This is a genomic window from Mycobacteriales bacterium, from assembly GCA_035504215.1.
Taxonomy (GTDB): Bacteria; Actinomycetota; Actinomycetes; order JAFAQI01; family JAFAQI01; genus DATAUK01.
Map to the genome: position 1 here is coordinate 33530 of DATJSI010000050.1, position 14192 is coordinate 47721.

At 70.2% G+C, this 14192-nt stretch carries 13 protein-coding genes, 2 tRNA genes and 3 pseudogenes; 3 read left to right on the plus strand and 15 right to left on the minus strand.

What is annotated here, in order from left to right:
* Positions 1-197: 197 nt before the first annotated feature.
* The 6 genes and pseudogenes from rplJ to VME70_06105 form a co-directional block, all read right to left on the minus strand.
* Positions 198-797, minus strand: a pseudogene (gene rplJ / locus VME70_06080) (50S ribosomal protein L10).
* A gap of 412 nt (positions 798-1209) precedes the next feature.
* Positions 1210-1917, minus strand: a pseudogene (rplA, locus tag VME70_06085) (50S ribosomal protein L1).
* A gap of 69 nt (positions 1918-1986) precedes the next feature.
* Positions 1987-2418 (minus strand): 50S ribosomal protein L11, encoded by a 432-nt coding sequence (rplK, locus tag VME70_06090; GenBank protein ID HTW19767.1) that lies wholly within the window; start codon positions 2416-2418, stop codon positions 1987-1989.
* Positions 2419-2443: 25 nt separating this feature from the next.
* Positions 2444-3148: pseudogene (nusG, locus tag VME70_06095) on the minus strand (transcription termination/antitermination protein NusG).
* Between the two features lie 533 nt (positions 3149-3681).
* Positions 3682-3942, minus strand: coding sequence for a preprotein translocase subunit SecE (gene secE / locus VME70_06100; GenBank protein HTW19768.1), 261 nt, complete (start codon positions 3940-3942; stop codon positions 3682-3684).
* Between the two features lie 104 nt (positions 3943-4046).
* Positions 4047-4119: transfer RNA gene (locus VME70_06105), tRNA-Trp, on the minus strand.
* A 122-nt stretch (positions 4120-4241) separates the two neighbouring features.
* Between VME70_06105 and VME70_06110 the strand changes: the two genes are divergently transcribed.
* Complete coding sequence (locus VME70_06110) at positions 4242-5456, plus strand: pyridoxal phosphate-dependent aminotransferase (GenBank protein HTW19769.1); 1215 nt, start codon at positions 4242-4244, stop codon at positions 5454-5456.
* 17 nt (positions 5457-5473) lie between these two features.
* Here VME70_06110 and VME70_06115 read toward each other — a convergent pair whose 3' ends face one another.
* From VME70_06115 to VME70_06145, 7 genes are all read right to left on the minus strand, one after another.
* Positions 5474-6397, minus strand: a complete 924-nt coding sequence (locus VME70_06115) for a patatin-like phospholipase family protein (GenBank protein HTW19770.1) — start codon at positions 6395-6397, stop codon at positions 5474-5476.
* Positions 6398-6537: 140 nt separating this feature from the next.
* Positions 6538-7983 (minus strand): DHA2 family efflux MFS transporter permease subunit, encoded by a 1446-nt coding sequence (locus VME70_06120; protein HTW19771.1) that lies wholly within the window; start codon positions 7981-7983, stop codon positions 6538-6540.
* A gap of 57 nt (positions 7984-8040) precedes the next feature.
* Positions 8041-8610 (minus strand): TetR/AcrR family transcriptional regulator, encoded by a 570-nt coding sequence (locus tag VME70_06125; GenBank protein HTW19772.1) that lies wholly within the window; start codon positions 8608-8610, stop codon positions 8041-8043.
* An 80-nt stretch (positions 8611-8690) separates the two neighbouring features.
* On the minus strand, positions 8691-9119 hold the full coding sequence (locus VME70_06130; protein ID HTW19773.1) for a MaoC family dehydratase: 429 nt from the start codon (positions 9117-9119) through the stop codon (positions 8691-8693).
* Positions 9120-9155: 36 nt separating this feature from the next.
* Positions 9156-10817: an FAD-dependent oxidoreductase gene (locus VME70_06135; protein HTW19774.1), complete on the minus strand. Its 1662-nt coding sequence runs from the start codon at positions 10815-10817 to the stop codon at positions 9156-9158.
* Between the two features lie 37 nt (positions 10818-10854).
* The gene (locus VME70_06140; protein HTW19775.1) at positions 10855-11325 is read right to left on the minus strand and encodes an SRPBCC family protein; all 471 of its coding nucleotides are present in this window, start codon (positions 11323-11325) and stop codon (positions 10855-10857) included.
* 20 nt (positions 11326-11345) lie between these two features.
* Entirely contained in the window at positions 11346-11876 is a 531-nt protein-coding gene (locus VME70_06145) for a hypothetical protein (protein ID HTW19776.1), read from the minus strand.
* A gap of 248 nt (positions 11877-12124) precedes the next feature.
* On the opposite strand from VME70_06145, the gene VME70_06150 reads away from it, so the two are divergent.
* Entirely contained in the window at positions 12125-12592 is a 468-nt protein-coding gene (locus tag VME70_06150; GenBank protein HTW19777.1) for a hypothetical protein, read from the plus strand.
* Positions 12593-12994: 402 nt separating this feature from the next.
* Here VME70_06150 and rpmG read toward each other — a convergent pair whose 3' ends face one another.
* Entirely contained in the window at positions 12995-13159 is a 165-nt protein-coding gene (gene rpmG, locus VME70_06155) for a 50S ribosomal protein L33 (protein ID HTW19778.1), read from the minus strand.
* 91 nt (positions 13160-13250) lie between these two features.
* Positions 13251-13324: transfer RNA gene (locus VME70_06160), tRNA-Met, on the minus strand.
* Between the two features lie 64 nt (positions 13325-13388).
* Between VME70_06160 and VME70_06165 the strand changes: the two genes are divergently transcribed.
* Positions 13389-14168 (plus strand): phytanoyl-CoA dioxygenase family protein, encoded by a 780-nt coding sequence (locus tag VME70_06165; protein ID HTW19779.1) that lies wholly within the window; start codon positions 13389-13391, stop codon positions 14166-14168.
* Positions 14169-14192: the final 24 nt, after the last annotated feature.

Consider the following 14192-nt stretch of genomic DNA (forward strand, 5'->3'; position numbering starts at 1 on the left):
AGAGTTCTCCTCGCTCAGTTCTCGGCCGGCGCATCGGCGGATTCGCCGGCCGGTGTCTCTTCGGTGCTGGTCGGGGTTGATGCGTCGGTGCCGGCGTCGTCGGCACCGCTGTCCGCGGGGGCCTCGTCCGCAGCCACGTCAGCCGCGGGCGCGGCCCCGGTGGCCGGTTCGTCCGTGGTGGCCGGCGCGTCGTCGGCAGCCGCACTCGCCGGCGCATCGCCGGCGGCCGCGGGCGGCGGGTCGGTCGCGGCCGCGCCGTCGCCACCACGGGCGGCGTCGGGGTCGCTCGCGAGCTTCGCTTCCAGCGCGCCGAGCAGCTGCGCCAGCTGACGGATCGGCGCGCCGAGCACGGTCACCATCTGCTGCGCCGGGGCGAGCATGCCGCCGGCGAACTTCGCCAGCAAGACCTCGCGCGACTCCAGGTCGGCGAGGGTGCGGATCTCGTCCGCGGTGAGCGGCTTGCCGTCGAGGATCCCGCCCTTGACGACCAGGTGCGGATGCTCGCGCCCGAAGCTGCGCAGCCCCTTCGCGACCTCGACCGCGTCACCGGACACGAACGCGATCGCCGAAGGGCCTTCGAGCATCGGCTCGAAGACGTCATAACCGGCTTCCCGGGCCGCGATCTTGGTCAGCGTGTTCTTCACCACGGCATACGTCGCGTTCCCGGCGAGCGCGCGGCGCAGCTCTTTGAGCTCGGCGACCGTGAGCCCGCGGTACTCGGTCAGCACCGCCGCCGACGCGTTGCGGAAAGCGTCGGTCAGCTCGGCGACCGCGGTGGCCTTGTCGGCCCGGACCATGAGCAGTCCTTTCGATGGAACGGCGCGGATGGTGCGGGGGTACAGATGCAGAAAACGCCCCGGCGCGAGGCGCGCGGGGCGTCCGGCGCGCAGCACGCGCTGCGCGGTACGACGTTCCACTCACCTGCGCTGGACGCCCGCTGAGGCGGGCCTTCGGTCACCGGTGTGGCGACGACCTGCGGTCTTCGGCGCCGACGAGGCTAGCAGCGCCTCGCGGGCTCCCTCAAACGCCGATGACCGCGCCGGCAAAACCGCGGGCCGCCGCCTACTCCTCGGCGGAGGTGTCCGCGTCGGCCTCGGTGGACTCGGCAGGCTCGGCGGGCTCGGTGGGCTCGGCGACCTCGCTGTCGGTGCTGGCCTCGGGCTCGGCGACCGCGGCGGCGGGAGCAGGAGCCGAGGGGCCGGCGTCGCCGTCCGATCCGAGGTCACGCGTGCGGGTCGGGTCGACCAGGATCCCGGGACCCATCGTCGTCGACAGCGCCACCTTGCGGATGTATCGACCCTTGGCCGCAGAGGGCTTGGCGCGGACGACCTCGTCGAGCGCGGCGGCGTAGTTCTCCACCAGCTGCGACTCGCTGAACGAGGTCTTGCCGATCACGAAGTGCAGGTTGGCCTGCCGGTCGACGCGGTACTCGATCTTGCCGCCCTTGATGTCGCTGACCGCCTTGCCCACGTCCATCGTGACGGTGCCGGTCTTCGGGTTCGGCATCAGGCCGCGGGGGCCGAGGACCCGGCCGAGCCGGCCGACCTTGCCCATCAGGTCAGGGGTCGAGACGGCTGCGTCGAAGTCGAGCATGCCGCCGGAGACCTGCTCGATCAGGTCGTCGCCACCGACGATGTCCGCACCGGCCGCGCGGGCCTCCTCGGCCTTCTCGCCGGTGGCGAAGACCGCGACGCGAGCGGTCTTCCCGGTGCCGTGCGGCAACGAGACGGTGCCGCGCACCATCTGGTCGGCCTTGCGCGGGTCGACGCCGAGCCGCATGGCCACCTCGACGGTCGCGTCGAAGCGCTTGGTGGTGGAGGTCTGCTTGGCCAGCCGAACCGCCTCGAGCGGCGTGTAGAGCCGATCGCGGTCAATGAGTGCGGCGGCGGACTTGTAGGACTTGCTGCGCTTGGTCATCGGTGTGCTTTCTCCTAGTGGTTCGAGCGGAGCCGGCCGGCCCCTCCCACGACGTACGGCGGTGCGGTGTCAGTCGGTGACGGTGACGCCCATCGAGCGGGCGGTGCCGGCGATGATCTTCTCGGCGGCGTCGAGGTCGTTGGCGTTGAGGTCGGCCTGCTTCGTGGTCGCGATCTCGCGCACCTGGGCACGCGTGATCGAGGCGACCTTGTTGGTGTGCGGCTCGCCGGAGCCCTTCTCGATCCCGGCCGCCTTGAGGATGAGCTTCGCCGCCGGCGGGGTCTTGGTGATGAAGGTGAAGCTGCGGTCTTCGTAGACGGTGATCTCGACCGGGATCACGTTGCCGCGCTGGGACTCGGTCTCCGCGTTGTACTGCTTGCAGAAGTCCATGATGTTGACGCCGTGCTGACCAAGCGCAGGACCGACCGGAGGCGCGGGGGTCGCGGCACCGGCCTGGATCTGCAGCTTGATCAAGCCGGCGATCTTCTTCTTGGGAGGCATCGGGTTCTTCCTGGATCTGGGCCGGTCAGATCTTGCTGACCTGGCTGAACGAGAGCTCGACCGGGGTCTCCCGGCCGAAGATGGAGACGAGGACCTTCAGCCGCTGGGACTCGGCGTTGATCTCGTTGATGGTGGCGGGCAGCGTCGCGAACGGGCCGTCCATCACGGTGACCGACTCGCCGACCGCGAAGTCGACGACCTTCGGCACCTCGACCCGCTTCGCCTCGGCCGGCTTCGGGGCAAGGAACTTCACGACGTCCGCGGTCGATAGCGGCGTCGGGTGCGTGGTGCCCACGAAACCGGTCACACTCGGCGTGTTCTTGACGACCGACCAGGACTCGTCGGTGAGATCCATCCGGACGAGGACGTAGCCCGGGAAGATCTTCGAGTCCACGACCTGGCGCTTGCCGCCCTTGATGATCGTCTCGGGCTGGGTCGGCACCTGGATGTCGAAGATGAAGTCCTCCATGTTCAGCGAGGCGATCCGCGACTCGAGGTTGGCCTTCACCCGGTTCTCATAACCCGCGTAGGTGTGGACGACGTACCAGTCGCCCGGCAAGGTCGCGAGCTTGGCCCGGAAGGCCTCGACCTCGTCGACCTCGTCGCCGGACTCGCCACCGACCTGCGTGCCGGACTGCGCCGCGGACTCCGCAAGCTCACCGGCCGCCGGCTCGCTGTCCGGCTCGGCCGCTTCCGCGGACTCCTGCTCGGCCGGCTCGTCGCCGGCAGCCGCGGCAGCCTGGTCGGCGACCGGCTCGGTGGCGGCCGGCGGCTCCGCGTCGCTCGGCTCTGCGTCGTCCGGTGCGGCGTCCTCCGGTTCCGTGTCGTCCGAAGCGACCGGGGTCGGCTCCGGCTCGGACTCCGTCGAGTCCGCTGCCGGATCAGCCTGGTCGGCAGCCTGTGACGGCTCTGCCGCATCCGCGTCGTCGGTGGCCGGTTCCTCGGTACGGTTCGCCGCCGCGACGGCCGCTGCCCAGGCGTCCGCGACCGGGCCGCTCGGAGGCTCCTCGGAGCCCGGGCCGTCAAGGTCCGACTCGGCGTTCGCTGTGTCGCCCGCTGTGTCGCCCGGCGTGTTGTCCGCTGCGTCCTCGGCCGGGTCGTGCTCGGTGGCGGTCGGGGCCTCTGCCGTCGGCGACTCCGGCGACGGCGCATCCGCCGACGAGGTCGGGAGGTCGGGCTCGACGACGTCACCGTCGGTCTGCTCGGGCACGTACTCGGTCACGATTGCGGGGTACTTCCTTGAGAGTGGGCGGGGAGGGACGGTCAACCGAAGAGCTGGAAGACTCCCTTGGTGAACAAGTAGTCGAGCAGGCCGACGAAGGCGATCATGAACGTGACGAACGCCACGGACACGATCGTGTAGGTGACCAGCTCGTTGCGGGTCGGCCAGATCACCTTGCGAAGCTCGCTCACCACCTGGCGGTTGTAGAGCGAGATCCTGGTGCCGAGGTTCGGGCGCTTGCCGCCGCGGCCACCGGCCTGCGCCGGCCGGACCGCCGGTCCGGTCTCGCTGGTCTGCGTCACGCTCGTCACCTCCTGTCCGTCACGTGCTGGGTCGTCCGACGTCTGCATTCATTGGATCACGACGGCAGTGCCCATTGTCCTGCTTCAGGTGCGCCGCCAGTCAGCAGGGCAGGAGGGACTCGAACCCCCAACCACCGGTTTTGGAGACCGGGACTCTGCCAATTGAGCTACTGCCCTATGAGTGCGTTGCGAACGTCGCAGTGTACGTCCCGCCGGGCGACCCGGTCGAACCAGTGGGACGGGTGCGACACGCCACAACCTGGTGGACCCACGCTCGGCCGGTAGGCGACCATAGGGGCATGGCTTCGCGCTCCAGAATCTCCAACCGCGTCGGCTCGATCGCCGAATCCGCCACGCTCGCGGTCGATGCGAAGGCCAAGGCGTTGAGGGCCGCCGGGCGCGACGTGATCGGGTTCGGCGCCGGCGAGCCCGACTTTGCGACGCCCGCTCCGATCGTGGCAGCGGCGGTCGCCGCCTGCTCCGACCCGGCGATGCACCACTACACGCCCACACCGGGCCTGCCGGCGCTTCGCCAGGCAATCGCCGAGAAGACCTACCGCGACTCCGGCTACGACGTTGCCGCCGCACAGGTGCTGGTCACCAACGGCGGCAAGCAGGCGGTCTACCAGGCATTCGCCACCCTGCTCGACCCGGGCGACGAGGTGCTCCTGCCGGCGCCGTACTGGACGACCTATCCCGAGGCGATCCGGCTGGCCGGCGGCGTGCCCGCAGTGGTCGAGACGGAGACCGCCAGCGGCTACCTCGCGACCGTCGAGCAGCTCGAGGCGGCGCGCACCGAGCGCACCAAGGCGCTGCTGTTCTGCTCACCGTCGAACCCGACGGGAGCGGTCTACCCACCTGAGCAGGTGGAGGCGATCGGCCGGTGGGCGGTCGAGCACGGGGTGTGGGTGATCACCGACGAGATCTACGAGCACCTGCGCTACGACGGCGCGCTCGCGCCCTCGATGCCGGTGGCGGCGCCGGAGCTGGCCGAGCGCTGCGTCGTCCTGAACGGGGTCGCGAAGACCTACGCGATGACCGGCTGGCGGGTCGGCTGGATGGTCGGTCCGACCGACGTGATCGGCGCGGCCGCCAACCTGCAGTCCCACGCGACCTCGAACGTCTCGAACGTCGCCCAGGCGGCCGCGCTCGCCGCAGTCGGCGGCGACCTTTCCGCCGCGGCGGCGATGCGCGAGGCGTTCGACGTACGGCGCAAGACGATGGTCCGGATGCTGAGCGAGATCCCTGGCGTCGAGTGCCCGACCCCGCTCGGCGCGTTCTACTGCTTCCCGTCGGTAAAGGCGCTGCTCGGGCGGCCGCTTCGCGGGCGGACGCCGGCGACCTCCGCGGAGCTCGCCGAGGTGCTGCTCGACGAGGCAGAGGTCGCGGTCGTCCCGGGCGAGGCGTTCGGCGCGCCGGGCTGTTTCCGGCTGTCCTACGCGCTGGGCGACGACGATCTCGTCGAAGGCGTCGGCCGGATGGCCAAGCTGCTCGGCGAGATCAGCCTGGCCTGAGCGCCCGGGCCCACCACCTAGACGACCGCGGAGTCGACCGGCGGGTCGGAACGCCGGGCCTGTGCCCGCAGCTCGCTCGCGACCATCGCCCGGCCGGCCTCGCGGCCGGCCGCGATCAGCCACGGAGTGCGCGAGAAGTCCCGCATGTCGTGACGGCCGAGGGACAACGGCGGCAACGTGACGATCCGCTGTCCGGGCGCCGGAACGGGGGCGAGCCGGCCAAGGTGGGAGCGCGAGATGGCGAAGCTCTCCAGCAGGACGTCGAGAGCCGACATCCGCTCGTCCGCCCATCCGACGTACTCCCGGGCGATGTTGAGGACCCACACGCGGGCCGCGCCGAGATCGAGGGCGCGCTGGGTGGGCACCGGGCACGACACGCCGCCGTCGACATGCAGCCGGCCGTCGAGCTCCACCGGGGGGAACAGGCCGGGCAGGCAGGCGCTGGCGCTCAACACGTCTACCGGGTCACCTCGGGTCCACCAGGTCGGCTCCCCGGCGATCAGGTCCGTGGTCACGACATGACACGGGATCGCGGTCAGCGAAAGGTCGGCGAGCGGGACGCACGCGGCGAAGACGGTGCGCATGCCCTCGGGGGTGTAGAGGTAGCTCGCGCGGCTCACCAACCGCCGCGCGACCCGGAACCGGCCGTCGGGGAAGACCTCCCGGCGCGACATGGACCGCCAGACCCCTTCGAGCGCATGGGCTCGGGCCGCGGTCGGGTCGGTCGCGATGTAGGCCGCGTTGATCGCGCCGACCGAGCAGCCCACGACGGCATCCGGGACCACGCCGCCTTCGAACAGCGCCTGGAGTGCCCCGACCTGGGCGGCGCCGAGGCTGCCGCCGCCGGAGAACACGATCACCTCGCGCGGCGGCTCGGTCGGCCGGACCACCGGCTCGATCTCCTCGCGGCGACCGCGGCGCAAGAACGCGAGCACAGACATCGCGCAGCACCGCCTTCGCCGTGGGTCGACCCGGTTCGCCCGACGATTGGTCGTAGCGCCCGGGTCCGAAGATCTACCCGGGCGCTACGACAGTACGACGATCTTGGGCCGCTTTGCGGTCGATCGGCCGAGTTGTGCGTTCAGACGCCGACCGATGCCAGCTCACCGGACGGGACGCCCGTGACGTCGCCCTCGCCGGTCTCGATCCCGGCCTGGAGGGCGGTGGCCCGCCGCGGCACACCGAGCAGGACCAGCGCCGCAACACCGACCACCGCGGCACCGACCTCGACCGCCGGCCGCAGCCCGAGCGCGAAGTCGTGCGGGGACAGGTAGCCGCCGTGCCCGGCGAAGACCGAGGCGAGCACGGCCACGCCGAACACGCCGCCGACCTCGCGCAACGCGTTGGCGGCTCCGGACGCGATGCCCTCCTCTTCGCGCCGTACGGTGCTGAGGACCAGCGCAGCGGTCGGGGCGAAGAACATCGCCATGCCGATGCCGCTCACCGACAGCGCCGGCACCAGGTGCAGGAACGGCGTGGTCGGGCTCATCAGCTGCGCCAGCCAGAACAGGCCGATCGCCTGAAGCGCCAGGCCGACGAAGACGACCGGGCGGGCGCCGATCCGGTCCGCGAGGATGCCGGCGATCGGCGCGAACACGATCGGCATCCCGGTCCAGGGCAGCATCCGCAGCCCGGCGCCCAGCGGGGTGTAGCCCTGCATGGTCTGCAGCGCCTGGGACAGCAGGAAGATCGAGCCGAACATCCCGAAGAACATCAGGACGCTGGCGGCGTTGGCGGCGGTGAAGCCGCGAGAACGGAACAGCCGCATCGGAAGCATCGGCTCGCTGGTCCGCAGCTCCCAGCGGACGAAGGCCACGAGCAGCGCCGCGCCCACCGCGAGCGAGGTCAGCACGTAGGTCGAGGTCCAGCCGAGTGCGTTCGCCCGCACCGTGCCGAGGACCAGGCCGAACAGGCCGGTGCTCGCCAGCAACACGCCGCCGAGGTCGAGGCGTGACGCCGGGCCGTGGCTTTCGGCCAGGCCGCGCCACGCGACCGGGAGCAGCAACAGGCCGATCGGCACGTTGATCCAGAAGATCGTCTGCCACGACCAGCCCTGCACCACCGCGCCGCCGACCAGCGGGCCACTGGAGATCGCGAGGCCGGCAACGGCACCCCAGGCGCCGAGTGCCGCGCCGCGGCGCTCGACCGGAACGGCGGCGGAGAGCAGCGTCAGGGTGAGCGGCGTCACGATCGCCGAACCCGATCCCTGCACGGCCCGGGCGACGATCAGCCAGCCCGCGCTCGGCGCGAGCGCCGCTGCGGCGGATCCGGCGGTGAACACGACGAGGCCGACGAGGAACATCCGCCGGCGGCCGAACCGCTCGCCGAGAGTTGCCCCGGTCAGCAGCAGTACGGCGAAGGTCAAGGTGTAGGCGTTGACGGTCCATTCCAGCGATGACAGCGAGGCGTGCAGGTGCAGCCGGATGACCGGCAGCGCCGTCGTGACGACCAGGTTGTCGAGCGAGGTCATGAACAGGGCAACGCTGGTGATCACGAACGTCCAGATCGTCCGGGTCCTCGCGGTCATAGCCGGCTTCCTCTCGTTACCAGAGTGAGTAGTCACTCACTTTCCGGGTCAAAAAAATTAGGCGGGGTCGTCCCCGGCCGGGTTGAGCCACGCCGGCGGCAGGCACGCCTTGATCCACGCCGAGCTGTGGCTGGTGGCGTCCATGGACGCGATGACGTTCATCAGCATGCCGAGGGCGAAGAACTGCTGCATCTCCTCGTCGCTGGCTCCGGAAAGGCGCACGACCTCGCGCCAGAGCCGGCCGAACTCGTAGCGGGTCGCCTCGGCGATCTCCTCGTCGTCGCACGCGACGTAGCACTGCATCTGCAGCATGAGCTCGTCCCGATCGCGCAACAGCTCGCTGTACGCCTCGCCCATGGCCTCCATCGCGGCCTCACCGGTCTGGTCGCCGACCGCCTCGACAAACGCCTCGCGTACCCGGGCGAAACCATGCGCGACGAGCGCGAGGAACAGCTCCTTCTTGGTGGGGAACAGTCGGAACAGGTACGGGTGGCTGATCCCAGCGGCTCGGGCCACCTCTTCGGTGGAGGTGCCGTGGTAGCCGCCCTTGGCAAACGGTGCGACCGCCGCCCGCAGGACGTCGGCGCGCCGCTCGGCGGCGGTCATCCGGGTCGCGGGAGGGGCCATGGGAAGTAAGTTAACTGCTCACTCACTAACTGTCAAGCGACGCAGACCCCCGTCCGCCCGTTCGCCGAACTCAGCCGTACTCAGGTGAGCTGGACGATGGCTCGTGCTTTCGTGAGCACGCTGGCGCCGAGCGCCCTCGCCTCGAGCGCGACGGAGACCTTGCGGTCGTCGAGCTTGGTCTCGACCCAGCCGGAAATCTCGATGTCGGTGCCCTTGTCGTCGTCGGGCACCGGCACCGGGGCGGTGAACCGCACGCCGTACTCGACGACCGCACCCGGGTCGCCGGCCCAGTCGGTGATCACCCGGCCGGCTTCGGCCATGGTGAACATCCCGTGCGCGATGACGTCGGGCAGCCCGACCGCCTTGGCGATGCGCTCGTTCCAGTGGATCACGTTGAAGTCGCCGGACGCGCCGGCGTACTTCACGAGGTCCGCCCGTTGGACGTTGAAGGTCTGGGCGGGCAGCTTCGTGCCGACCTCGACGTCGTCGTAGGACACCTTCGCCGCCATGGTCCGGACGCTACCTCAGCCGGTCCGCCGAGCGGCTCAGGCCTTGCCGGTGATCTCGGCCGCACACCGCTGCCCGCTGCGCAGGCCGCCTTCGATGTAGCCCTGGAAGTTCAACGACGTGTGCTCGCCCGCGAAGTGCAGGTTGCCGTGGCGGCGGCCCTGGATCCCGTTGAAGTCGGTGTACTGCCCGACCTTCAGGTAGGAGTAGGCGCCCTTGATGTGCGGGTCACCGCTGGACCACACGTAGAACGACTTCCCGTTGTACGCCGACGTCAGCCCGGGATAGATCGCGTCGAACTGGCTCAGGTAGTCGTGCACCATCTGTGCCGGTGCAGCTCCGCGGTAGTGACGCAAGTCGTAGCGCTGCCCCCAGTCGGTGCCCACCGTGCCGCCGGGAAGCGCCGCGAGGACCCCCGCCGTACCAGGTTGGTAGCCGGTTGCGTCCCATGCGCCCTGCACGACGCCGGCGCAGTAGACGTTGCCGGTCTTGCCGGCCTGGTCCCACACCCGGTGCGAGAACTGCAGGAACATCTTCGCGTTGCTGCCGAGCGGCTCGGTATGGATCGCGCGGCGCTGTGGCGCGGGCAGCGCGATCCCGGTCAGGTCCACGTCGCGCAGCAGGGTGAACGGCAACGCGAGGACGACGTGGTCGGCGGCGACGGAGTGGTGGCGACCGTCGTGGTCGAAGGTCAGCCGGTATCGGCCGTGAGCGGTTGCGGCGATCGCGACGAGTCGCTCGCGCAGATGCAACGAACCGGCAGGCAACCCGTCGACGATGCCGGTGGTCAGCTGGTCGCAGCCGCCGTGGATGTGCCACTTCTCGTCCGCGCCGTCGAGCTCCGGCGACGACTTCGGCTGGTTGCCACTCTTCGTGCTGTCGTCCTCGCCGAGCAGGTACACGAGGTTCAGCGCGGATTGCTCTTCCGGCGGACCGCCGAACTCGTCAAGGACGGCCGAGATGCAGAGCTGCCCGAAGTCGCCACCGATCCCGCCCGGGACGTAGGCGTCGATCCAGTCGGACACGGACATCCGATCCCACTGGCGTCCCCACTTCGTGCTGCGGGTGTAGGTGGTCGGCCATGGCGCCTTGTTGATCGCGGCATCGTGGAAGAGCTTCCAGCCCCACTCGTGCCACTCGTGGTTCATCATCTTCTGCGGCCACAGCTTGCCGTCGAACTGCAGGCTGACCTGGTCCTGGTGCGGCTCCGGGTAGTGGTCGGTGTTGTCGAGAGTGAGGCCGAACCGCTTGGCGAGCGCGAGCGTCGCGGTGTGTTCGGGGTTCACGAACTCGGCATGCTCCTCGACCAGCTGGCCGTCGTCGAAGTGGCCGCGCAGCGTACGGATGCGGCCGCCGTGCCGGTCGGCGTACTCGTAGATCTGGGAGCGGATGCCGTGGCGATGCCAGAGCCGGTCCGCGCAGCCGAGCCCGGCGATACCGGCACCCACGATGACGACGGTGGGTTGCTTGCGAGCGTTCCGAGCGCCGGGTCTGGCAGCGGCGAGCTCACCGCCCGCGATCGGTACGGCGAGCGCTGCCGCGGCGACACCTGCACCCTGAAGCAGGCGCCGGCGGCTGATTCCGGCCGCGACGATGTCCGCCGCTTCGTCGATCGGTGCACCCGAGCGCCGGGCAACTCGAGAGGTGAGCTGGGCGGTGCGCAGCGCGTCGCGCGCCGCGCTCGCTCTCATGGGCCGCATCCGCGGACCGTACTACCGGATCGACGGCCGGTCGCGGTCAGTCTCCCGGCGACGAACTCTCGGCCGCGGTCGCGAGTCGTTCGAGGGTTTGCGTCATCCCGGCGCGGTTGTGGGAGGCCCGGTCCGCGACGCCGGTCGCCGGCCCGCTCAACAGCTTCAGCAGCGGGTTGCGACGATCGGTCCACGACTCCGTCACCGCGCAACCGTCGGCAGTCGGCGCGAAGGTGTATCCCCACTCGGCGACGCTCATTCCGCCGACCTTGACGAGGAAGCTGAACGCCTTGCCGGGATCCGCATCGACGACGGTTGAGACCGACTTCCAGGTCTTCGTGCCGTTGCGATTAGTTCCGCGGAACGACGCGCCGCGGACCGGCCGGTTCGCACCGCGGAGCCACTCGATTGCGATGGTCTGCGGCGACCACTCGGGCATCCGGGTGACGTCGGCAACCAGCCCCCACACCAGCTCCGCGGGAGCACGGATCTCCCGGGTGACCTCGACATCCGCCACGACCCCTCCCCCAGATCGGCTCAATCGCCCGAGCCTGAAGGTAACGATCCAGGTGCGCACGCGCGTCCCAGCGTTTTGCGCCGGCAGGCTGCGCCGATCGCGGCGATCACGATCGCGATCAGCGTGACGCCGGCGGCGACGCCGGTGCCGAGCCGGACCTGGTCGCTCGCTGCGTAGATGCTGCGGCCCCACCAGCGGGTCACCGCGAACGGTCCGGGGACCAGCAGGAACCCGTCGCCGGCCACGGCCAAGACGCACAGGCCGAGCGCAACCCATGGGAGGGGCCGCCCGCCACGACGCACCCCGAAGGTGGCGAGCCACGTTACGCCGACAGCGAGGCCACAGAACACGAGGAGCACCGACGCGCCCGCGACCGGAACCAAGGGGGTGTGCAGCGTCGAGCCCACCCTGGTGTTGAGAGGGTTCCAGAAAGCTTGGGTCAGTTGGGCCTGGCGCCACAGGGCGACTGCCATGGTGAGGTTGCCCGCCGCCCAGATCGCCACGAGTGTGAGCAGCACGCGCCACGCACGCTCGAACTTGGCGGGATCCACCCGCTCCTGCCACCAGGTCCAGTCGGCCGGCGGTTGGGGCCACTCGGGTCCTGGCATCCAGTCAGGTGGTGGCGACCAGGCTCGCGGCGGCTCGGGCCACCCGGGAGGCGGCGTCCAAACGCGATACGAACCCGCCGCCACCCGCCCATCATGCCTGGTGGCCACCGGCGTCGGCGGATGAACGAGGGACCGCTGGGCAATCTCCAGGACTACTCGTGCCGTGCCGATCAAGATGTGTGCGGAGGTCCGTGGCGCTGCTCGCGGCCGGCGTCTTCGTGGCGGCGGCGATTGCCGCCGTACTCGGGTTGTGGCTCCCGGCTCGACAGCGAACCCAGGACGCCGCGTGGACGGCCGCGGGCGAGCGGGCGCTGGCCCGGGTTGCGCTGCCAGCGACGTTCTCGACCGACACCAAGGACGGTCGCAACCAGGTCTGCGGGACCGGCACCAGCGAGCGCTGCTTCCTCGGCCCCGGCGATCCGCGCGATCAGGTAGCGGCGGTCAAAGCAGGGCTGGCCCACGTCGCCACCGGCCCGATCGAAGGAACCTGCGCTGCGGTGCCGGTTGCGGGCGCGCCGCCGTCATGCCATCTGGTCGTGCCGGTCACCGGCAGTCGGCTCGCTGTGGAGATGTTTGCCCACCTGAACGACCCGGGCCAGCCGATGTCGCAATGGACCTACGACGGGGCCTACGTGGAGATCCACCTCACCGCACGCTAGGGGACTGCTGCCACTCAGCGAACGAAACTCGCTGAGGTGCGCGCCTGCAAGGCCGCACTGAGCGCCGCGTGCTGTAGCACGCAAGCGAGCGAGAACGCCGCAGGCATTGCACCCCACTCAGCGAACGAAACCCGCTGAGGCGTGCGCCTGCAAGGCCGCACTGAGCACCGCGTGCTGTAGCACGCAAGCGAGGGAGAACGCCGCAGGCGTGCGCCTGCAAGGCCGCACCGAGCGCCGCGTGCTGTAGCACGCAAGCGAGGGAGAAAGCCGCCAAGGTTGCACCCCACTCAGCGTTCGAAACTCGCTGAGGCGTGCGCCTGCAAGGCCGCACTGAGCGCCGCGTGCTGTAGCACGCAAGCGAGGGAGAACGCAGCAGGCGTGCGCCTCAGCGAGTTTCGCGGCTCAGCGAGTTTCGCGGTGTTCTGTGTGGCGGCGACAGTTAGGGCAGAACTTCTTCAGCTCGAGCCGGTCGGGGTCGTTGCGCCGGTTCTTCTTGGTGATGTAGTTCCGGTGCTTACACTCCGCGCAGGCCAGCGTGATCTTGGGTCGGACGTCGGTGGCTGCCACGGTGCTGACCTTCCTGATGGGCCGGATCTGGGGCGGGACTCCGCCTGCCGGAAAGCCAGGATAGCCCGGCTGGCGCGGGACGGGCGGTGCGTAGCGGAGGCCGGATTTGAACCGGCGACACAGCGATTATGAGCCGCTTGCTCTGCCTGGCTGAGCTACTCCGCCGCAGGTCCACGACCTGGACCGGCGTTCCATGGTGCCACAGCGGCAACGGCCATACGATCCGGGGATGACGGCGCTCGGCACCGACCAGGAGGTCGCGAACCGGGTGCTGGCGGACCTCGATCGGGACGGTTACTCGGTCGTCGAGTCGCTGCTGCGCCCGGACCGGGCCGCGGCGATCCGCGACGGCCTGCGCGGGATCCTCGACGCCACACCCACCGGGCGCAACGACTTCGAGGGTTTCCAGACCCGGCGGATCTACGCGATCTTCGCCAAGACCCGGGTCTTCGACGACCTCGCCGTACACCCGCTGCTCCTGACGGTGCTCGACGCGATGCTCGGCCCGAGCTACCAGCTGAGCGCGCCGACGGGAATCGAGATCGCACCGGGCGAGAAGGCGCAGTTCCTGCATACCGACGACGGGATCTATCCGTTGCCCCGGCCGCATCCGGAGGTCGTGCTCAACACGATGTGGGCGCTCGACGACTTCACCGTGGACAACGGCGCCACCCGCGTCGTGCCCGGCAGCCACCGCTGGACCGACCGGATGCCGGTCGACCCCGACGAGACGGTGACCATCACAATGCCGGCCGGATCGGTGCTGTTCATCCGCGGCACGCTCTGGCACGGCGGCGGCGCCAACCGCACCGACCGCACCCGGCTCGGGGTCCTGCTGGAGTACGCCGCGGGCTGGCTGCGCCAGCAGGAGAACCACGTCCTCGCCGTACCGCCGGAGATCGTCCGCACCCTGGAGCCCAGGTTGCAGGAACTGCTCGGCTACGGCATCCACCCGCCGTTCGTCGGGTACGTCGACGGCCGCCACCCTCGACGGGTCCTCGGCCAGTAGTGAGTCACCGGGCAGCCGGCGAAT